Source organism: Rahnella aquatilis CIP 78.65 = ATCC 33071, assembly GCF_000241955.1.
In the GTDB taxonomy this organism is placed as follows: Bacteria; Pseudomonadota; Gammaproteobacteria; order Enterobacterales; family Enterobacteriaceae; genus Rahnella; species Rahnella aquatilis.
In genome coordinates this window covers 2,412,350-2,431,608 of sequence record NC_016818.1, presented here as the reverse complement: position 1 = coordinate 2,431,608, position 19,259 = coordinate 2,412,350, and the positions used below count along the sequence as shown (strand labels likewise).

Below are 19,259 nucleotides of genomic sequence, written 5' to 3'. Positions count from 1 at the left end.
AAGGCATTCCCATAGTCAAAAGTTAACGTCAAAAGGGTCAGATCAGGACGGCAGAAATAAAGTTCTGCGTCCGTGGATTTTGCGGGTTGAGCAAAATGTCTTCCGGATTACCACTTTCTATAATTCCGCCCTCGTCCATGAAGACCACACGGTTTGCCACTTCCCGCGCGAAACCTAATTCATGCGTGACGACAATCATGGTCATGCCTTCTGCCGCCAGGCCGCGCATCACCGCCAGCACTTCACCCACCATCTCCGGGTCGAGCGCCGAAGTCGGTTCGTCAAACAGCATCACTTTGGGTTTCATCGCCAGCGCCCGGGCAATCGCCACGCGCTGTTGCTGGCCGCCGGAAAGCTCCAGCGGATAAGCATCGCGCTTATGCGCCAGCCCGACGCGTTCGAGCAGTGCCATCGCTTCCTGAGTCGCTTCTTTTACCGGACGCAGCAGTACCTGACACGGCCCTTCGATGATGTTTTCCAGCGCGGTTTTGTCCGGGAACAGATTGAAACGCTGGAACACCATGCCGGTTTTCAGCCGCTGACGGGCAATCTGCCGGTCATTAAGCGGGTGCAGCTTTTTACCCTCCATGCGGTAACCGACCAGTTCGTCATCGACCCAGACACCACCGCTGTCGATGCGCTCAAGCTGATTGATGCAGCGCAGAAAGGTACTTTTTCCGGAACCGGAAGGCCCGATGATGCACATCACTTCACCGTGTTTAACCTCAAGATTGACGTTTTTCAGCGCCTGAAACTGATCAAAGTACTTATTGACGTTGACGGCTTTGATAATGCTTTTCATGGTCAGGCTCCTGTCAGTGGCGGGTGCGGCGGCGGGTGCCACGGCCAAAATAACGTTCCAGACGGTTCTGTCCGAGCGACAGCACGGTCACCACCACCAGGTACCAGATCCCGGCGACAAACAGCAGTTCCATCACCCGCGCATTGGCGAAGTAAATGGTCTGCGCGTTATAGAGCACTTCGGAGTACTGGATCATGCTGGCAAGACTGGTGGTTTTCACCATGCTGATGAATTCGTTACCGATGGGCGGAATAATCACCCGCATTGCCTGCGGCAAAATAATCCGCCGCAGCGCGTGCAGACGGGTCATGCCGATGGATTTAGCTGCCTCGTACTGCCCGAGATCGACCGAGATCAGCCCGGCACGCACCACTTCCGAGGTGTACGCGCCCTGATTAATGCTCAGGCCGAGCAGCGCGGCGGTGAACGGCGTCATGATGTCAACGGTCTGAATGCTGAACAGGCCGGGAATGGTAATGACCGGGAAAATCAGCGCCAGGTTAAACCACAGCAACAGCTGTAAAATCAGCGGCGTGCCGCGAAAAATCCACGTATAGCCCATCGCCACGCTGCGCAGTACCGGGTTTTGCGACATACGCATCACGGCGATAATCACCCCGAACACGATCCCCAGCGCCATCGCCAGCACCGACATCACAATGGTATTGCCCAGCCCGAACAAAATGGCTTTGGCGGTCAGAAACTGCGCCACGTACTGCCATTCGATTTTGCCGTGGGCAAAGGCGTTCACCAGCAAGGCCAGCAGCACCAGAATCACCACCGAGGCAAAAATACGGCCATAGTAACGTTGCGGCACATAGTGGTATTCGCTGAGGTCAATCTCCGCCGTTTTCACCCTTTCCGGGGTTTTCTGATAAAGGGTCATAAGCCTTCTCCCGCACGGTTATAAAGACAGGCCAGCGTAGCCGGTGACCCAGTTCGCCTGCGCTGCCAGACGGATTTTCAGCCGGGCGATTTGTTCCGCCACCCGCACCGGCGCCGTGCCACCTTTGCCGCTGCGGGCATTAATCGCCGCTTCCGGCGTCAGGCATTCCCGCACGTCGGCACTCAGACGGGCGTCTACCGCCAGCAACTGCGCATCGCTGACTTCGTGCAATGCCAGTTGATGTTCTTCACACACCTGCACCAGCCTGCCGGTGATTTCGTGGGCTTCCCTGAACGGCACGCCACGACGCGACAGCCAGTCGGCCACTTCAGTCGCCAGCGTAAAGCCTTCCGGTGCCTGTTCGCGCAAACGCTCAACATTGACGGTCATGGTATCGATCATGCCCGCCATCGCAGGCAGCACTAACAGCAACTGTTCGACGGTATCCAGCGCATTACGTTTGTCTTCGATAAGGTCACGGTTATAGGAAAGCGGCAGGCCTTTCATGGTGGTCAGCATGGCGGTGACGTTGCCAATCAGCCGTCCGCTTTTGCCGCGGGTGAGTTCAGCGATATCCGGGTTTTTCTTCTGCGGCATGATGGAACTGCCGGTGGCGTAGCCGTCGTCCAGCTCAACCCAGCGGAACTGGCGCGATGCCCACAGGCACACTTCTTCACTGATGCGGGAAAGATTGACGCTCAGCATACTGCCCGCAAACAGGAATTCTGCGACGTGATCCCGGCTGGCCACCGCATCAATCGAGTTCTCGCAGGCACCGTCATAACCCAGATCTTTGGCGGAAATTTCCGGATGCAGGGCAATTGCTGAACCGGCCATCGCCGCCGCCCCCAGCGGCGACAGTGCGCAGCGTTTATCCCAGTCCTGAAAGCGTTCAACGTCACGGCAAAATGACTGTGCATGCGCCATCAGCTGATGCCCGAACACAATCGGCTGTGCCTGCTGAAGATGGGTAAAACCCGGTGCCAGCGTATGAATATGCTGTTCTGCCTGCTTCACCAGCGCGGTCTGCAGTCCGAGCAAGGCCGCCACAATTTTGCGGGCGTTGTCGCGCAGGTAGAGGCGTAAATCGTTAGCAGTCTGATCATTACGTGAACGCCCTGCCCGCAGCTTGCCGCCGAGTTCCCCCAGCCGCTCGGTCAGGCTGCGTTCGATAAACGTATGCACGTCTTCATCGCCCTGAACAGGGGTGAGCGTACCGGCACGAAAATCCGCGGCCAGTTGCTTAATGGCATCGACCATCAGGACGGTTTCATTTTCGTTGAGCAAACCGGCGCGGTTTAATTCATAAGCATGGGCGCGGCACCCTTCCAGATCATATTCGGCGAGGGAAAAATAATATTCCGGGCTGCGCGATAACGCGCTTAATGCGGCGGCGGGTCCGTGTCTGAAACGTGCTCCCCACAGGAGTTCTGGCTGTTGCGACATCATTTTTTCCTTGTATGGCATAAATTTTGCAAAACTGGATCCGGCGGCATGTCTGACGGTAAGCAAAAATAAAACCCTTCCGGCAACATGACGAATGACACTGAACAATCTGAGGCTTGCAAAGTAATAACGGGTAAGGCTGGGTGAATTTGATGTTGTAGATTTTAAAGGCGGGGGTAAATATTAATTATGGAAAGTCCACTTTCCAAATCAGGAAACACGTCATCCGCAAAAAGTGATATTAACCAGCACAATCTTGGTGTCGCCGATTTAAAACTTTTGCGCGTTTTTAAAACCGTGGTGGAAGCCGGTGGATTTACCGCAGCATGTAACGAACTGAATATTGGCCTGGCGGCGATCAGTAAACAAATTTCTGATCTCGAAATCCGTTTCGGTATGAAACTTTGTACCCGCGGACGCGAAGGGTTTTATTTAACCGAACACGGTAAAGTGGCTTATCAGGCGTGCCTTGATTTATTCTCATCCATCAATCAGTTTCGCGACAAACTCAATCACGCCCGTCATGAACTGTTCGGCGAGCTGAATATTGGCATCATCGACAACACCATCACTGACCCGCAATTGCCCGTAGTCAGTGCATTAGGTGAGATTTACCGTCAGGCGCCAAAGGTCAGTATCCGCCTGCATGCCACGCAGCTTGACGAAATTGAACGCGGGATTATCGACGGACGTTTTACCTGTGGCATCATGCCGGTATATCAGGAAAAACCCGAGTTTGATTATTACTTTCTTTATCACGAAATGGCCTATCTTTATTGCGGCGATAAACACCCGCTGTTCGGCGTTCCTGCCGCTGAAATAAAAGAATCGCAGATTAAATCGTCACAAATGGTGAATCATTTTTACGCCAATCACAGCAAGAAAAATATCTTTTCGGATGTCACTTCCACGCATGCTATTGCGGTTCAGGTCGAAGCCGTCACCATGCTGCTGATGACAGGGAATTATCTCGGTTTTCTGCCTGAGCATTACGCCAGTGCCTTTATGGGAGGAAATAAGCTCCGTGCGCTGATGCCGGATAATATTGAAATTGCCACACCGTTCAGCCTTGTACTGAAGAAAGGCGCACCGTTTAATTCGGTAATGACATTATTTTCCAATGCACTTAAACAGGCATTAATCCCCGTTCCTGAAGCCAGAGCAAGCTGACCGGTTGAATCACCCTTCGTGCATCATCGCTTTTTCTGCACCCTGAAGGTGCAAAGAAAGTCATGTTGTGGTGCGGATTATCACTTTTAATTATAAGTTCATTTACCTTCTTCTCATTAATTATCTAAAAATGTATAACATCAAAGCCCTGCATGATTTCCTTCCGCGATTTCAACTGTGGCGTATTAATTGCTTTATCAACTTGTCTATACAGGGTTGCACATTAGGATTTTTATTAGCCGTCTTTTTCTCTTCCCACACCAAGCGAGGAAATTATGTCACCTTCTCAGACCCTTACGGGCTTCTTCAAAAGCAAACTGGCACTGGCCTGTTGTCTTGGCGCACTCGGCACATTCAGCCTGAGCACCTCAGCTGCTGCACCTGAAGCGGGCACCTTCAAAATGGGCATTGAACCCTGGCTGGGTTATGGCCAGTGGCACGTCGCACAAAGTCAGGGCATTTTTAAACAGCAGGGGCTGGAAAAGGTCGATATCGTTAACTTCGCCGAAGATAAAGACATCAACGCCGCCTTAGCCAGCGGCCAGATCGACGGTGCAAACATTGCCACGCATACCGCGATGGCGATGGTCTCCGCCGGTTTACCCATCAAAGTCGTGCTGTTGCTGGATCAAAGTGAAACCGCTGATGCCCTGCTGGTGGGCAAAGACATCACCACGCTTAAGGATCTGAAAGGCAAACAGGTAGCCTTTGAAGAAGGCACTACCAGCGACATTCTGTTACACAGTGCCGTTAACGCTGCGGGTCTGAAATGGAGCGATATCACGCCGGTGCCGATGCCTGCCGATTCTGCAGGCAGTGCGCTGATCGCCAAACGCGTCACGGCCGCCGTAACTTATGAGCCGTATATTTCTGCCGCGAAAAAACAGGATCCGTCGCTGAAAATGCTTTACAGCGGCTCTTCCGATCCCGGCCTGATTGGCGATGTGCTGGTGGTGCGTGATTCGGTACTGAAAGAAAAACCGGGGCAAATCGCCGCGCTGATTAAAAGCTGGGATGCCGCCCTGACCCACTATCAGGCCAATACCACGGCGGATCGCGCCATCATCGCCAAAGCGGTTGGCGCAACACCGGCGGATCTGGAAACCGCGTTTGACGGCGTGAAATATTACTCGCTGGCGGAAAACAAACAGGTACTCAGCCATTCCTTCTCCGACCAGACCTTTGCACACGTGCTAAAAGCCGCCACTGCCGCCGGACTTATTCCAAAACCGGTGACGGCTGCGCAAGTGATTGACGCCAGCTTCGTGAACAGCCTGCCATGAGTTCGCGTCGTAAACCGCTCAATCTGATGGTGATTGGCCGCCTGCCGTCGCGCAAACTGTTCGTCGGCATCGCCGTGGCGTTGTTCATTATCTTGTTTCTTGCCTGGGGACTGGCAACCCGCAGCGGCGCGATCCCGCCGATTTTTCTGCCCAAACTGACCGATGTCTGGCTGAAAATGGTCAGTCTGGCGCAGGACGGCACGCTGTGGAGCGACATTAAAAGCAGCCTGTACCGCATCAGCATTGCCTTCGCGATCTCCTCAGTGATGTCGATTGTGATTGGCGTGCTGGCGGGCTGTTACGGTTTCTTCAAAGCGCTGACCGAACCGCTGGTGGATTTCATCCGTTACATGCCGGTGGTGGCATTCGTGCCGCTGACCATTCTGTGGACCGGCACCGACGATGTGCAGAAATTCCTGATTATCTGGATTGGCACGTTCTTCCAGCAGGTTCTGATGGTCATCGACGCCGTGAAACGGGTACCCGGCGATTTTGTCGGTTTAGGCCGCACGTTAGGCATGCCGGATCGCAAGATCTTGTTCCGCATCGTTTTACCGGGCGCACTGCCGGGGATCTGGGACGCACTGCGCATCAGTCTCGGCTGGGCGTGGACCTGGCTGGTGCTGGCCGAACTGGTGGCCTCCACGTCCGGGCTCGGTTACCGCATCGTGGTGTCACAACGTTTCTTCCAGACTGACACCATCATCGGCTACATCCTGCTGCTGGGCATTCTGGGTTTAATCAGCGATCAGATCATGCGTGCACTCGAACGCGTACTGTTCCGCTACAACAAGAGGCGCGCCTGATGTCGGTGTTAACCATTTCCCATCTGCACAAAAGTTTTCAGGTTGGCAGACAAACACGCGAAGTGCTGCATGACATCAGCCTGACGCTGGCAGACAACGAATTCGTTTCGGTGGTCGGCACGTCCGGTTGCGGCAAAAGCACCTTATTGTCGATTGCGGCCGGGCTTGAAGATTACGACAGCGGCGACGTTCAGGTGGATGGCAAAACCATTCGCGGCGCGGGCATTGACCGTGGCGTGGTGTTTCAGTCATACACCCTGCTGCCCTGGCTGACGGCGCGCCAGAACATTGAGTTTGCGCTGAAAGCCGCCGGATTCAGCCGGGCAGAATGCCGTGAAAAAGCCTGTCAGCATCTCGAACTGGTACAACTGACATCGTTTGCTGATGCCTGGCCCGCGGAGCTTTCCGGCGGCATGAAACAGCGCGTCGCCATCGCCCGTGCGCTGTCTTACCGCCCTAAAATCTTGCTGATGGATGAACCCTTTGGCGCGCTGGATGCCATGACCCGCCACCAGATGCAGGAATTACTGACCGGCATCTGGGAACAGCACCGGCTGACCGTCATGTTCGTCACACACGATATTGAAGAAGCGGTGTATCTGTCTGACCGCATTGTGGTGATGGGCCCCGGCACGATTGCGGCGACTTACGACGTGCCGTTACCGCGTCCGCGCCGTGAGGAACTGACCGCCAGCCCTGAATTCACCGAACTGCAACGCCAGGTTCTGCACACCATCCGCAGCGGCCATCCCCGCGCGGCCCTGGCCTGATAACCGGAGATTAACCATGTCTGCATCTTTTCAAGCCGTAACTTTTCATGACCTGAGTGGTTCTTCCGAACTGCCAGAGGAGCTGTTCAAACGCACGGAAGCTGATTTGTCGTTTTTCACTGAGCGCGTTGCGCCGATCATTGAAGCGGTGCGTACCGAAGGCGATGCCGCCCTGCGCCGTTTTGCCCGCGATTTCGACGGCGTTACCGCGCCGCATATGAGCATTCTGGCGGAAGATACGGAATTCGAAACGGCGTTTGAGCGCCTCGATCCGCAGGTGGTGGAATCGATCCGTTTCGCCGTCGAAAACGTCCGTGCCTTCCATGAAGCGCAAAAACCGGAAGACATGTGGATGAAAGAAATCCGCCCGGGTGCGTTTGCCGGTGACCGCCATGTACCTATCGATTCCGTGGCCTGTTACGTGCCACGCGGTAAAGGCTCATTCCCGAGCGTATTACTGATGACCACCATTCCGGCGGTGGTCGCGGGGGTAAAACGCGCCATTGTCATTACCCCGCCCGGCCCGGACGGTAAAGTCGATGACGCCACGCTGGTGGCCGCACGTCTGGTCGGCATCACCGAAGTGTACAAATGCGGCGGCGCACAGGGCGTGGCCGCCGTGGCGTTCGGCACTGAAACCGTGCCGAAATGCCTGAAAATTGTCGGCCCCGGCAGCCCGTGGGTAGTGGCTGCCAAGCGTCAACTCTCGAATCTGATCGACCCCGGCATTCCTGCCGGTCCAAGCGAAAGCCTGATCCTCGCCGATGACACCGTGGATGGCGCGCTGGCGGCGCTGGATCTGATCATCGAATCAGAACATGGCCCGGACTCTTCGGCGTATCTGGTCACCAGCAGCCGTCGGGTCGCTGAACAGGCTATCACCGCACTGCCCGGTTACTGGGCGCAGCTCGATGATAAACGGGCCGGATTCTCACAGGCCGTATTATGCGGAACCCACGGCGGCGTGGTGCTGACAGAAGATTTCGCCGCCGCCATTGAATTTGTTAATCAGTACGCGCCGGAGCATCTGGAAATTCTGGCCGAAGAGCCGATGGCCGTGATGGGCAAAATCCGCAATGCCGGTGAAATCCTGCTCGGTAATTACACGCCGATCACGCTGGGGAATTTCGTTCTCGGACCGAATGCGGTTCTGCCGACCAACGGAGCCGCCAAAACTGTCGGACCATTGTCTGTGTTCGATTACATGAAACGGATCTCCGTAGGTTATGTCACCCGCGAAGGCTATCAGCCGCTGGCCGATAAAGCGCATGCCTTTGCGTTATATGAAGGATTCCCCGGCCACGCGCTGGCGGTATCAGCATTACGCACTGAGATCCTCAACAAAAAAGGCCAGTAATGATGAGCAATATGACGGGCAGTGAACCGCTGGCCGCGCAGGCGCGTCAGTTAGTGCAGGCGGGAGAATGGCAGCAGGCCGCGGACGTTTTGCGCCAGCTTATCGGCGAAGTCACCGGCGTGGCGGCCGGTCAGCTCACCATCAACCGCGATCAGTACAGCCTCAACTCCCTCAACGGCACCGTGACCCTCGACGATGGCCGCGCCCTGTTCTTCAAATATCACAATGAAGAAGGCGAAGATAAAACCATTGAGGAGTATTACAACGCGGAACTGTTGCGTGAAAGCGGCTTTCGGGTAGACGTACCGGTGTATGCCTGCGGCGAACCGGGGCGGCAGATCCTGATGTACACCCTGCGTCATGACCGGCGCATGGCAGACATCTGCCGCGATATCGAACAACAACAGGCGTGGGATCAGGAAGCAGAAATCGAAGAAGCGCAGCGCCGTGCCGACCGCGATATTCTGACTCACACCCTGCCGACGCTGAAACCCGGCTCGGTCAGTGCGGTGGCGGCTGAACCTGTCCATCAGCTTTTCTACCACCGGCTTATCTCACCGGAAAACCCGGAAATCACTGCCGGTTTTGGTGGCCGCGTGGCCCGTTTTTATGTCGGCAAATCCTTCCGGCTGGAAGATGAAGAACTGGAATGGCAGACACTGAGCAACCTGCGCTGGGTGATCAACGGCGTGACCTATCAGCACAGCCTGCGGCAATTATTCAGCGAAGCCGGGATCCGCCTGGCACCGGCGGCACTGGCCGACCACGGCGTGATTACCGCGCACGGTGACGCGCACAATGCCAATGTCTGGTACGACACCACGGAGGAAATTGCGCAACTGGTCAGCTTCGATCCGGCGTTTGCCGGGCGCAATATTCCGGCGTTACTGGCGGAAATCAAAGCCACGTTCCACAATATTTTCGCCCATCCGCTGTGGTTGTATGAACCTTCCCGCTGCGGCGAACTTTACAAAGTGACCGTGATGCGCCGCGGCGACACGTTATATGTCGATCACAACTGGCAGTTAACCCCGCTGCGCGCCGCATTTTTACGCGACAAGGGTGAGGAATACTGGCAGCCGTTACTCGCGCAACTCGCCCGCCGCGGCTGGCTGCCGCCCCACTGGCAGCGGATCTTCCGCCTCGCCATGTTCTGCTGCCCGACGCTGGTCCTTGATTTGCGCGCCGGAGGGTTCAGCGGCCATACGCCGACCAGTTCCGCCCTCGGGCTGGCGATGGCCGTCATGCTCGGGAGCGAACCGGTCGAAGACACCGATGAGTTCAGCGACTGGCTGGCGGGGATCAGCCCGGCGGGGAAACCGTGATGACCTCTCCTTTCTCCCTGCAACGTTTCTCGCTGCAAGGCAGGCGGGTGCTGATCACCGGCAGTTCACGCGGTATCGGTCAGGCACTGGCGACGGGCATGGCGCAAGCCGGAGCCGGTGTGATTGTCAGCGGGCGTGATATCACCACACTGAATACCGTTTGCGCGCAGATCCGCCAGCAAGGGGGGGATGCCACCCCGCTGGTGCTGGATGTCACGCAACCCGCCACCTTTGCCGACGCTTTCGCCTCGTTGTCCGCACCGCCGGATGTACTGGTTAACAACGCCGGTACCGAACAGTTATGCCCCTCAATGGATGTTGACGAAGCGCTGTGGGACAGCATTCTGACCACCAACCTTAAAGGCGCATTTTTCTGCGCCCAGGCCGCAGCAAGGCTGATGGCTGAAAACGGCGGCGGCAGCATCCTGAATTTGTGTTCCCTGACCAGCCAGGTCGGCGTGCCCGGTGCCGCCGCTTATGGCGCATCGAAATCGGCGATGGTCGGCCTGACGCATACTCTGGCGACAGAATGGGCCGCCAAAAATATCCGCGTGAACGGCATCGGGCCGGGATATTTCAAAACAGCCCTGACCGCTGAGTTTTATGACAACGCCGACTGGTGCCAGCAGATGCAGGCAAAGATCCCGCTGGGAAGATTTGGTGAACTGGATGATTTGATCGGCGCAGCGGTGTTTCTGAGCAGTTCCGCGGCGGCGTATATCACCGGGCAGGTGTTATATGTTGACGGGGGATATCTGGCGGGGATCTGATGTCAAGCTCTGACCGTTTCAGGCTTTATGAAAACGTGAATTTTAGCCCGCACCTACATAAGCCGCTGTTTTGTCTGCAATACCCCCTCCCAACCTCCCCCTTCGCTGGACTGAACCCCTAAACTTGGACACCAGGTTAGTGCAGGGGGAACATTTGAGTCCGGTAATCTGCTGGACTCATTCCACCCAACTTCATCTTTATTCTATCGTGGTTATAGTAAGCGACATACGCTTCTATCGACTCAGCCAGTTTTTCCCTGCTCTCGAACTTATAACCGTGGAACATCTCCGTCTTCAACACCGCAAAAAAGCTTTCCATTGCGGCATTGTCATAGCAATTGCCTTTTCGCGACATGCTCTGTCTTATCCCTGCCTCTTTGAGCCTTTTTTGCCACGAAGGCATCCTATATTGCCAGCCCTGATCGCTATGTAGAATGGCTTTTTTTCTGACGTAACCTGATGTAAGTAAATCATTTAGCATCTTTTCAGTCAGCTCGAAAGTCGGCCGCGTACCTATACTCATCGCGATGATTTCTGCATTGTATAAATCCATGACCGGCGATAAATACAGTTTATCCCCGCCCACATTGAACTCGGTAACATCCGTCACCAGCTTTACCCCCGGTCCGGAGGCGTTAAATTTCCGTCTCAGCAGATTGGGCGCTGGCGCCATCCCGATATCGTCCTTATAACTCCGGTATTTTTTAGGCCGCACCCGCGCCTGTACATCCATTTCCCGCATCAGGCGGAACACCTTTTTATGATTGACCCGCACGCCCTGATTGCGCAGTTCTAACGTGACGCGGCGATAGCCATAGCACCGCTTGTGGCGGACGGCCAGTTGCCCGATGGCGTCACATAACGTCACGTCATCCCCGGCTTGCTCCCGCGATTGCCACCAGTACCAGGTGCTTCGTGGCAACCTCGCAGATTTCAACAGATCCTGGAGACGGTGTTCTCCGATTAATGCCCTGATGGCGTGGATTTTTTCTTCCGTTCTGTTTTTGACTTCATCAGGGCGTCGAGCTTTTCGTTGTAAGCGCGTTCAGCACGCAGATAGCGCACCTCTTCCAGAAGCTCGGCAGGCGTCATGTCTTCAGGCTTTATCTCAGGTTTTTGCGTTTTCTGCGCCATGTTATTCCTCTCTTTCAGAGCTGGAAAAGCTGAGTTTTTAGCAGCCAGGATCCAGCGTTTGATTGTCTGATAATCAGCAATATTAAATCGGGCGGCGGCAGAACGCATAGAAAGATGTTCGCGAAGAGTCACATCGACGACATGAGCACGAAACTGTTCGGAATAGATGCGAGTCGCCTTACGAAAAGCCTGCTCACCGTGAAATTGATAGGCAGCAGTCCATGCACGAAGTGAGGATGCCGGAACGTGATATTTGCGGGCGGTAATTTTGAAGCCATCGTGGCCGTCAAGATAGTGCCTGACGGCTATCATTTTGATTTGAAAATCGTACTTCATACTAAACTCCGAATGAGGATTAAAACGTCCAACATTCGGGGTTCAGTTCATCGCAGGGGGAGGAGTAAACCCAAACCTGCAAACGGCTCGGTCGGCTCCCTCCCCTGCGAAGGGGAGGGTTGGGGTGGGGTATTAATGGAAAATCAAAGGGTTAATGTTCCCACAGGCTTCTGTTTCATACGCTATTCGCAGCAGACTGACGCCTTAAACCCGATCCGCCATTTCCTCCACCCGCGAAATCGCGGCATACAGCGCCCCTGCCGTCACCTGCACCGGCATATTCGCCATATCCGGCGCGTGCAGTGATGCCTGCACAATACTTTCCAGCTCATCCTCATTAAGATCGGCTATCTCACTCAGACACAGCGGCACCGCGCAGGCTTGCGCAAGGCTGACGGCTTCCAGCAGTTCCTCATCGCTGCGGTTTTCCAGCGCCAGCAGGCACAGGTTGCCGAAGCCGACCAACAGACCATGGCCGAATGCACGGGTTTTATCACAGACCGTGAAACCTTCATAAATGGCGTGGGAAGCGGCGGCGTGCGCCCCGCTGCTCATCAGCGATGTCAGGCCCGCAAACATGAAAATAGCGTCAAGCACCTGATCAAGTTCGGTGTTCGGTTTACCGGCACGGACAGCGTCGCAGGCTGCGGGGCCATAAGATTCGATCAGGTCATAGCAGATCCGGCTGTTGGCGCTGGAAGAACGTGCGGCGCCGCTCAGCTGACCGGGATGACTGCTGATGGCGCGAAATTCATACCATTTCGCCAGCGTGTCCCCAAGGCCAGCCGCCAGCCAGCGCAACGGGGCAGCAGCCAGAATTTCGCTGTCGATGATCACCGCAGCCGGTGCCTGCGTTAACGGGAATAAATCCCGGAAATGACCGTCGTCGAGATAACGGATGGTCAGCGGCGTAACGGCGGCGCAGGTCGCAGCAATCGTCGGGATGGTCACCACTGGCACGTTAGTTTCCACGCCCACTGCTTTACAGGTATCAAGGGATTTGCCGCCCCCCACACCAATCACGATATCGGCCTTTTTATCTTTAACGATTTTCGCCAGACGGCTGATATTGCCCTCGCTGCTTTCCCCGCCAAACCATTCGCTGCCGACCAGTTCCACAGCGGAACCTTCAAGCTGATGGCGGATTTTATCCCCCACGGCGGCCAGTGACTGATGGCCGCCAATCACCAGCGCGCGGGTACCCAGCAGTGCGCAAATGTCGCCTAGCTGAGAGATAACGCCGGGTCCGCGCAGGATTTGCGCCGGGAAGATAATATTCTGTGCCTGCATAACTGCCTCTCCGTGATTTTTGTGTTTGACGGGTCTGATGAAAATTCTCTGAGGATGTTTTTTGTGATGACTTCAGAATTCTTATGGCTGAAAACGCAACAAATGCGGCCCCAACTGGCTGACCGACGTGCAGCCAAGCTGCGCCATCGTGCGGTCAACTTCCTGCATAATAATCTCCAGCGCCCGTTGTGCGCCCGCCTCACCGGCCGCCGCGACACCGTATAACATCGGCCTGCCGAGCAGCACCGCATCCGCGCCGAGCGCCAGCGCTTTCACGACATCAGTACCACGGCGAAAACCGCTGTCGATGAGGATCGTCGCCTGCGAACCACACAACTGGCGGATTTCCGGCAGCACTTCCAGCGCACTCACTGAACCATCAAGCTGACGCCCGCCGTGGTTTGACAGCACAATGCCATTGGCTCCGCTTGCAAAAGCGAGCCGGGCGTCTTGCGGCGCGAGGATCCCTTTGATCAACAACGCGCCCTGCCACTGACTGCGGATCCAGCGCAGTATTTCCCAGTTCAGACGGGTATCCATCTGCTCCGAGAAGTAGCTCGCCCCGCCCGCTCCGCGTTGTTTATCCGCCGGAACATAAGGTTTGAGATTGCCGAAACCGGGCATTCCCGCCGGTTTTAAGGTTCGCCATACCCAGCCCGGATGCAGCGCGACATCAATCATGCTCAGCATCGATAATTTCATCGGCCGCCGGTAATTACGTTTATCTTTTTCGCGGTTACCGAAATGCACCGCATCAACCGAGACCACCAGCGTGGTGCATCCGGCTGCTTTGGCGCGCTCCAGCAGGCTGGTGGTGACGCTCCGGTCTTTGAGCACATACAGCTGAAACCAGTGCTGAGGCAGATTTTCTGCCGCGATTTCTTCAACCGATGCGGTTGAAACCGTGCTCTGGATATAGCCGATACCGGCGTGTTTCGCCGTACGGGCCAGCATGGTATCCGCGCCGAAACGCAACATGCCGTTATAGCCGGTCGGTGCAATCAGTAACGGTGCAGAAAGCCGCTGCCCGCAAACCGTAACGGACAAATCGCGCTGGCTGGAATCGTTCAGCACCGGTGGAATAAAGCGCCAGCGGCTGAAAACCTCACGGTTATCTTTCAGCGTTTGTTCATCATCCGCCCCGCCTTCCACGTAGCTAAACGCAAAACGGGGCAAGGCGCATTTCGCCTGCTGGCGTAAATCATCAATGTTCAGCGCCACACGTTTCACGCCGCATTCTCCGTCAGGATACGTTTCAGGCTGTCGATAAACTGCCGGTTATCCTGTTCATTACCGATGGATACGCGGATCCAGTTTTCATAACCGGTTTCACGCCAGGGCTTGATAATCACGCCATAAGCAAGCAAGCGTTGTGCCAGTTCTGTGGCCGGGCAGCCGCAATCAAAGAACAGGAAGTTGGCAGAGGATGAGGCGACGTTAAAACCGAGCGCCGTAAGTTCGGCTGCCATCTCCTCACGCAGTGCGGTAACCAGCGCAATGCTGTCGCGGACATGTTGTTTATCCTGCAATGCCGCCACGGCAGCCACCTGCGCCGAACGGTTGATGTTGAAAGGTGTGCGCACCCTGTCCAGCAAATTAACCAGTTCGGGATGACTGGCTAAGCCGTATCCCACCCGCAGTCCGGCCAGTCCGTACGCTTTCGAGAAGGTCCGCAGCACAATCCACGGTCGTGGCTGCTCAGCCAGCACGCGCAGGCTGTCAGGGTATTCAGGATCGTTTTCACAATATTCGAAATAGGCTTCGTCAATCACCAGCACGCAATCCGCTGGCGCGGCATTAACAATACGGGTAAATCCTTCCCGGTTGAGCATGCAACCCACCGGATTGGAAGGATTGCTGAAAATCAACATTTTGGCCGGTGCGGACAATGCATTTTCCCAGGCTTCGACATCAAATTCCTGCCGTGCATTGACGCCGACCAGGGTGACATCCGCCCCCATCATGCGCGGGAAGATTTCGTGTAAACCAAACGAGGGGATCAGCGTCACAACACGGTCACCGGGGTTAAGAAACGCCAGCGCCAGCATATGCAGAATGTCTTCGGAACCGTTGCCGATGACAATATTTTCGGCTGCCACGCCGGTATCCGCCGCCAGCGCGTCACGCAGCGCCGCACTTGATGCATCAGAATAAATCGCACTGAAACAGGCATCCGCTGCTAACGCCGTCACCACCTGCGGGCTGGCACCCAGCGGGTTTTCATTACTGGCCAGTTTGGCAATATGGGCCACGCCGTATTTTTTTTGCACCGCCTCGGCCGAAAGTCCGGCGTTATAAACGCTCAGTGACCGTGCTCCGGGCCTTGCCAGTTTTTTCAGAAGCTGTTGCTGGTTGTCAAACACCGTATCAGGAACTGCCAGATCTGAAGCCATTGCTTACCTCACGCTGTTAATATGCTCCGAGTATGCCGTAAATCAGCGGCTTTTTACGCCACTTTTTGCAGCAATTTCCGCATGTTTTAGAAACAAAACGGGCAACGGCCTGCGCCACTGCCCGTGAGGTTTGTTCAGTTTAATTCCGCGATGAATTAATGACTTACCCCTGTTATTTTGCGAGCATCGGCAAATTCAGGTGATGACGCTCAGCACAGTCTTTTGCCTGTTCATAGCCAGCATCTGCATGGCGCATCACCCCTGTCGCCGGGTCATTCCACAGCACACGTTCAAGGCGGGCATCGGCTTCCCGGGTACCGTCAGCCACAATCACCATGCCAGCGTGTTGCGAGAAGCCCATCCCGACGCCACCGCCGTGATGCAGACTGACCCACGTTGCGCCGCCCGCCGTATTAAGCAAAGCGTTCAGCAGCGGCCAGTCGGAAACGGCATCAGAGCCGTCTTTCATGGCTTCAGTTTCACGGTTGGGTGAGGCCACAGAACCGGTGTCGAGATGATCGCGGCCGATAACGACCGGCGCTTTCAGCTCGCCGTTACGTACCATTTCATTGAATGCCAGACCGGCAATATGACGCTCGCCCAGCCCCAGCCAGCAGATCCGCGCCGGTAATCCCTGGAAGGCAATGCGCTCACGCGCCATGTCCAGCCAGTTGATGAGGTTTGCGTTGTCCGGGAACAGCTCTTTAAGTTTGGCGTCGGTTTTATAGATATCTTCCGGGTCACCGGAAAGCGCCACCCAGCGGAACGGCCCTTTGCCTTCGCAGAACAGCGGACGGATATAGGCTGGCACAAAACCCGGAAAATCAAAGGCATTCTCCACGCCTTCGTCTTTGGCAACCTGACGGATGTTATTGCCATAGTCGACGGTCGGAATGCCCATCGCATGAAAATCGAGCATTGCCTGAACGTGTTTGGCCATCGACGCACGGGCCGCTTTCACCACCGATTGCGGATCTGACTGTCGCGCATCCTGCCATTTTTCCAGGCTCCAGCCTTCCGGCAGATAGCCGTTCAGCGGGTCATGTGCCGAGGTCTGATCGGTGACGATATCCGGGCGCAGACCGCCTTCTTTGGCGCGGGCGACCAGTTGCGGCATTACCTCGGCGGCGTTACCCAGCAGGCCGACGGAAATGGCTTTCTTCTCGGCGCAGGCTTTTTCAATCATCGCCAGCGCTTCATCAATACTGTGCGCTTTGTAATCGAGATAACGGGTACGCAGACGGAAATCGATGCGCGACTCCTGACATTCAATGGCCAGCACGCAGGCACCAGCCAGCACGCCCGCCAGTGGCTGAGCGCCGCCCATGCCGCCCAGACCGGCAGTCAGGATCCATTTACCGCGCAGGTCGCTGTTGTAATGCTGGCGTCCCGCTTCCGCGAAGGTTTCATAAGTACCCTGCACGATGCCCTGCGCACCAATATAAATCCAGGAACCGGCGGTCATCTGGCCGTACATCATCAGGCCAGCTTTATCCAGTTCGTGAAAGTGATCCCAGTTTGCCCAGTGCGGAACAATGTTGGAATTGGCAATCAGCACGCGCGGCGCATCGGTATGGGTGCGGAAAACGCCGACCGGCTTGCCGGATTGCACCAGCAGCGTTTCGTCTTCACGCAGCTTGCGCAAACTGTCGAGAATGCCTTCAAACGCCGGCCAGTTGCGCGCCGCTTTACCGATACCGCCGTAAACCACCAGATCTTCCGGACGCTCAGCGACATCCGGATCGAGGTTGTTCTGGATCATGCGGTATGCCGCTTCAATCAGCCAGTTCTGACAGCTCAGTTCTGTGCCCTGTGGTGCACGAACAACGCGGGCAACGGCCGTTTTTTGTGGAGCGTTCATCGTTGTTTCCTTCTCTAAAATGGGGTGTTATGAATCAGTCGTTACAGAACAAAAGTCATCAGGCAAAGCTTGGCAACAGCGCTTCAATCGCCGCAGGCCAATGCTCGCGGGAAGCCCACAGACGCATCATTTCAACGTCCGGTGCCATCAGGCGGTCTTTTTCCAGAAACGCCACGTTTTCACGGATAGTTTTCATTTCATTTTCCAGCGTCGCTGAACTTTGCAGCGGACGATGGAAATCAATACCTTGTGCGGCGGCCATCGCTTCAATGCCCACGACCACGCTGGTGTTAAAGCACATATCCCCCAGACGGCGGGCGGCGTAGGTGGCCATGGATACGTGATCTTCCTGATTCGCAGAGGTCGGCAGGCTGTCAACGCTGCCAGGATGTGCCAGCGATTTGTTTTCCGACGCCAGTGCCGCTGCGGTAACCTGCGCAATCATAAAGCCGGAGTTCACACCGCCGTCATTAACCAGAAATGCAGGCAAACCGGAAAGCCCGGTATCGAGGAGTAACGCCATACGGCGCTCGGAAATCGCGCCGATCTCAGCGACGGCCAGTGCAATGATATCCGCAGCAAAAGCCACCGGTTCGGCATGGAAGTTACCGCCGGAAATCACATCGCCATTTTCGGAAAACACCAGCGGGTTATCAGAGGCGGCATTAGCTTCGATACGCAGGATACGTGCAGCGTGGTGCAGGTTATCCAGACATGCCCCCATCACCTGCGGTACACAGCGGATGGAATACGGATCCTGCACGCGGCCGCAGTCCGCATGCGACGTGACAATGTCACTGCCGGACAGGAGCTGGGTCAGTGCCGCCGCCACGGCAATCTGCCCCTGCTGCCCACGGGCTTCGTGAATGCGCGCATCCAGCGGTTTTACCGAACCTTTGATGGCTTCAAGCGACAACGCGCCTGCCACCAGCCCGGCAGAAAATACGCGTTCGGCTTCAAACAGGCCGGACAGCGCCAGCGAGGTGGAAACCTGTGTGCCGTTAAGCAGTGCCAGCCCTTCTTTCGGTCCGAGTTCAAACGGCTTCAGACCCGCCGTTGCCAGTCCTTCAGTCGCCGACATTTTTTCGCCTTGTGCCGTGACCTGCCCCTCACCAATCAGCATCAGGGAAAGATGCGCCAGCGGCGCTAAGTCACCGGATGCCCCCACCGAGCCTTTCTCAGGAATACACGGATAAACACCGGCATTAAACAAAGTAATCAGCGCATCGATAACCTCAATGCGGATGCCGGAATGACCGCGCGACAGGCTCAGCACTTTGGTCGCCATCACCAGACGCACCACGTTATCCGCCAGATCTTTGCCAATCCCGACACTGTGCGACAACACCAGATTGCGTTGCAGTTCTGCCAGACGCTCTGCCGGAATACGCGTTTGCGCCAGCTTGCCGAAACCGGTATTGATGCCATAGACCACTTTCCCCGACTCAACAATGCGGGTAACCGTTTCCTGCGACGCCAGCACGCCCGCGCGCGCCTCCTCAGCCAGTTCAAGGCGGACATTGCCCTGATAAATCTTACGCAGCATCGGCAGATCAACATGACCCGGTTGCAGGCGGCAAAGGGTTAACGCATGGGTTGAAGAAGCCATAATCTATTCCTGTATAGACAA

Annotated in this window: 17 protein-coding genes; 7 read left to right on the top strand and 10 right to left on the bottom strand. The window is 55.9% G+C overall.

Features of this window, described 5'->3' with window-relative positions:
- Nucleotides 1–37: 37 nt before the first annotated feature.
- The 3 genes from RAHAQ2_RS11045 to argH are packed head-to-tail and all read right to left on the bottom strand — an operon-like array spanning nt 38 to nt 3,134.
- The gene (locus RAHAQ2_RS11045) at nt 38–802 is read right to left on the bottom strand and encodes an amino acid ABC transporter ATP-binding protein (RefSeq protein WP_015697306.1); all 765 of its coding nucleotides are present in this window, start codon (nt 800–802) and stop codon (nt 38–40) included.
- 13 nt (nt 803–815) lie between these two features.
- The gene (locus RAHAQ2_RS11040; protein ID WP_015697305.1) at nt 816–1,688 is read right to left on the bottom strand and encodes an amino acid ABC transporter permease; all 873 of its coding nucleotides are present in this window, start codon (nt 1,686–1,688) and stop codon (nt 816–818) included.
- Between the two features lie 18 nt (nt 1,689–1,706).
- Nucleotides 1,707–3,134, bottom strand: coding sequence for an argininosuccinate lyase (gene argH / locus RAHAQ2_RS11035; RefSeq protein ID WP_015697304.1), 1,428 nt, complete (start codon nt 3,132–3,134; stop codon nt 1,707–1,709).
- 189 nt (nt 3,135–3,323) lie between these two features.
- Between argH and RAHAQ2_RS11030 the strand changes: the two genes are divergently transcribed.
- From RAHAQ2_RS11030 to RAHAQ2_RS11000, 7 genes are all read left to right on the top strand, one after another.
- On the top strand, nt 3,324–4,304 hold the full coding sequence (locus RAHAQ2_RS11030; protein ID WP_015697303.1) for a LysR family transcriptional regulator: 981 nt from the start codon (nt 3,324–3,326) through the stop codon (nt 4,302–4,304).
- 275 nt (nt 4,305–4,579) lie between these two features.
- Nucleotides 4,580–5,587: an ABC transporter substrate-binding protein gene (locus RAHAQ2_RS11025; RefSeq protein ID WP_015697302.1), complete on the top strand. Its 1,008-nt coding sequence runs from the start codon at nt 4,580–4,582 to the stop codon at nt 5,585–5,587.
- Entirely contained in the window at nt 5,584–6,393 is an 810-nt protein-coding gene (locus RAHAQ2_RS11020) for an ABC transporter permease (RefSeq protein WP_015697301.1), read from the top strand. Before RAHAQ2_RS11025 ends, RAHAQ2_RS11020 begins: the two co-directional genes overlap by 4 nt.
- Entirely contained in the window at nt 6,393–7,163 is a 771-nt protein-coding gene (locus RAHAQ2_RS11015; protein WP_015697300.1) for an ABC transporter ATP-binding protein, read from the top strand. The genes RAHAQ2_RS11020 and RAHAQ2_RS11015 overlap by 1 nt, the downstream gene beginning before the upstream one ends.
- 16 nt (nt 7,164–7,179) lie before the next feature.
- Nucleotides 7,180–8,520 (top strand): histidinol dehydrogenase, encoded by a 1,341-nt coding sequence (gene hisD / locus RAHAQ2_RS11010; RefSeq protein ID WP_015697299.1) that lies wholly within the window; start codon nt 7,180–7,182, stop codon nt 8,518–8,520.
- Between the two features lie 2 nt (nt 8,521–8,522).
- Entirely contained in the window at nt 8,523–9,845 is a 1,323-nt protein-coding gene (locus RAHAQ2_RS11005; protein ID WP_015697298.1) for a hypothetical protein, read from the top strand.
- Nucleotides 9,845–10,615, top strand: a complete 771-nt coding sequence (locus tag RAHAQ2_RS11000) for an SDR family NAD(P)-dependent oxidoreductase (RefSeq protein ID WP_015697297.1) — start codon at nt 9,845–9,847, stop codon at nt 10,613–10,615. Before RAHAQ2_RS11005 ends, RAHAQ2_RS11000 begins: the two co-directional genes overlap by 1 nt.
- Before the next feature lie 136 nt (nt 10,616–10,751).
- Here the strand turns inward: RAHAQ2_RS11000 and RAHAQ2_RS10995 are convergent, their stop codons facing one another.
- From RAHAQ2_RS10995 to hutH, 7 genes are all read right to left on the bottom strand, one after another.
- Nucleotides 10,752–11,579 carry an IS3 family transposase gene (locus RAHAQ2_RS10995; protein WP_238532073.1) on the bottom strand — a complete coding sequence of 276 codons (828 nt, stop codon included), beginning with the start codon at nt 11,577–11,579 and terminating at the stop codon, nt 10,752–10,754.
- Nucleotides 11,579–12,085 (bottom strand): transposase, encoded by a 507-nt coding sequence (locus RAHAQ2_RS10990; RefSeq protein ID WP_015696340.1) that lies wholly within the window; start codon nt 12,083–12,085, stop codon nt 11,579–11,581. Before RAHAQ2_RS10990 ends, RAHAQ2_RS10995 begins: the two co-directional genes overlap by 1 nt.
- A 204-nt stretch (nt 12,086–12,289) precedes the next feature.
- The gene (locus RAHAQ2_RS10985; RefSeq protein WP_015697296.1) at nt 12,290–13,375 is read right to left on the bottom strand and encodes an iron-containing alcohol dehydrogenase family protein; all 1,086 of its coding nucleotides are present in this window, start codon (nt 13,373–13,375) and stop codon (nt 12,290–12,292) included.
- An 81-nt stretch (nt 13,376–13,456) separates the two neighbouring features.
- Nucleotides 13,457–14,605, bottom strand: a complete 1,149-nt coding sequence (locus RAHAQ2_RS10980; RefSeq protein ID WP_015697295.1) for an alpha-hydroxy acid oxidase — start codon at nt 14,603–14,605, stop codon at nt 13,457–13,459.
- Complete coding sequence (hisC, locus tag RAHAQ2_RS10975) at nt 14,602–15,768, bottom strand: histidinol-phosphate transaminase (RefSeq protein ID WP_015697294.1); 1,167 nt, start codon at nt 15,766–15,768, stop codon at nt 14,602–14,604. Before hisC ends, RAHAQ2_RS10980 begins: the two co-directional genes overlap by 4 nt.
- Nucleotides 15,769–15,940: 172 nt before the next feature.
- Nucleotides 15,941–17,629 carry a urocanate hydratase gene (hutU, locus tag RAHAQ2_RS10970; RefSeq protein WP_015697293.1) on the bottom strand — a complete coding sequence of 563 codons (1,689 nt, stop codon included), beginning with the start codon at nt 17,627–17,629 and terminating at the stop codon, nt 15,941–15,943.
- A gap of 58 nt (nt 17,630–17,687) precedes the next feature.
- The gene (hutH, locus tag RAHAQ2_RS10965) at nt 17,688–19,238 is read right to left on the bottom strand and encodes a histidine ammonia-lyase (protein ID WP_015697292.1); all 1,551 of its coding nucleotides are present in this window, start codon (nt 19,236–19,238) and stop codon (nt 17,688–17,690) included.
- Between the last annotated feature and the right edge of the window lie 21 nt (nt 19,239–19,259).

Bases quoted from the DNA above. Each gene is read 5' to 3' on its own strand.
- RAHAQ2_RS10990 (WP_015696340.1), bottom strand. From the start codon at position 12,085: ATGAAGTACGATTTTCAAATCAAAATGATAGCCGTCAGGCACTATCTT.
- RAHAQ2_RS11030 (WP_015697303.1), top strand. From the start codon at position 3,324: ATGGAAAGTCCACTTTCCAAATCAGGAAACACGTCATCCGCAAAAAGT.
- RAHAQ2_RS11020 (WP_015697301.1), top strand. From the start codon at position 5,584: ATGAGTTCGCGTCGTAAACCGCTCAATCTGATGGTGATTGGCCGCCTG.
- RAHAQ2_RS11045 (WP_015697306.1), bottom strand. From the start codon at position 802: ATGAAAAGCATTATCAAAGCCGTCAACGTCAATAAGTACTTTGATCAG.
- hisD (WP_015697299.1), top strand. From the start codon at position 7,180: ATGTCTGCATCTTTTCAAGCCGTAACTTTTCATGACCTGAGTGGTTCT.
- RAHAQ2_RS11040 (WP_015697305.1), bottom strand. From the start codon at position 1,688: ATGACCCTTTATCAGAAAACCCCGGAAAGGGTGAAAACGGCGGAGATT.
- RAHAQ2_RS11000 (WP_015697297.1), top strand. From the start codon at position 9,845: ATGACCTCTCCTTTCTCCCTGCAACGTTTCTCGCTGCAAGGCAGGCGG.
- RAHAQ2_RS11025 (WP_015697302.1), top strand. From the start codon at position 4,580: ATGTCACCTTCTCAGACCCTTACGGGCTTCTTCAAAAGCAAACTGGCA.
- RAHAQ2_RS10985 (WP_015697296.1), bottom strand. From the start codon at position 13,375: ATGCAGGCACAGAATATTATCTTCCCGGCGCAAATCCTGCGCGGACCC.
- RAHAQ2_RS11005 (WP_015697298.1), top strand. From the start codon at position 8,523: ATGAGCAATATGACGGGCAGTGAACCGCTGGCCGCGCAGGCGCGTCAG.
- hutU (WP_015697293.1), bottom strand. From the start codon at position 17,629: ATGAACGCTCCACAAAAAACGGCCGTTGCCCGCGTTGTTCGTGCACCA.
- RAHAQ2_RS11015 (WP_015697300.1), top strand. From the start codon at position 6,393: ATGTCGGTGTTAACCATTTCCCATCTGCACAAAAGTTTTCAGGTTGGC.
- hisC (WP_015697294.1), bottom strand. From the start codon at position 15,768: ATGGCTTCAGATCTGGCAGTTCCTGATACGGTGTTTGACAACCAGCAA.
- hutH (WP_015697292.1), bottom strand. From the start codon at position 19,238: ATGGCTTCTTCAACCCATGCGTTAACCCTTTGCCGCCTGCAACCGGGT.
- argH (WP_015697304.1), bottom strand. From the start codon at position 3,134: ATGTCGCAACAGCCAGAACTCCTGTGGGGAGCACGTTTCAGACACGGA.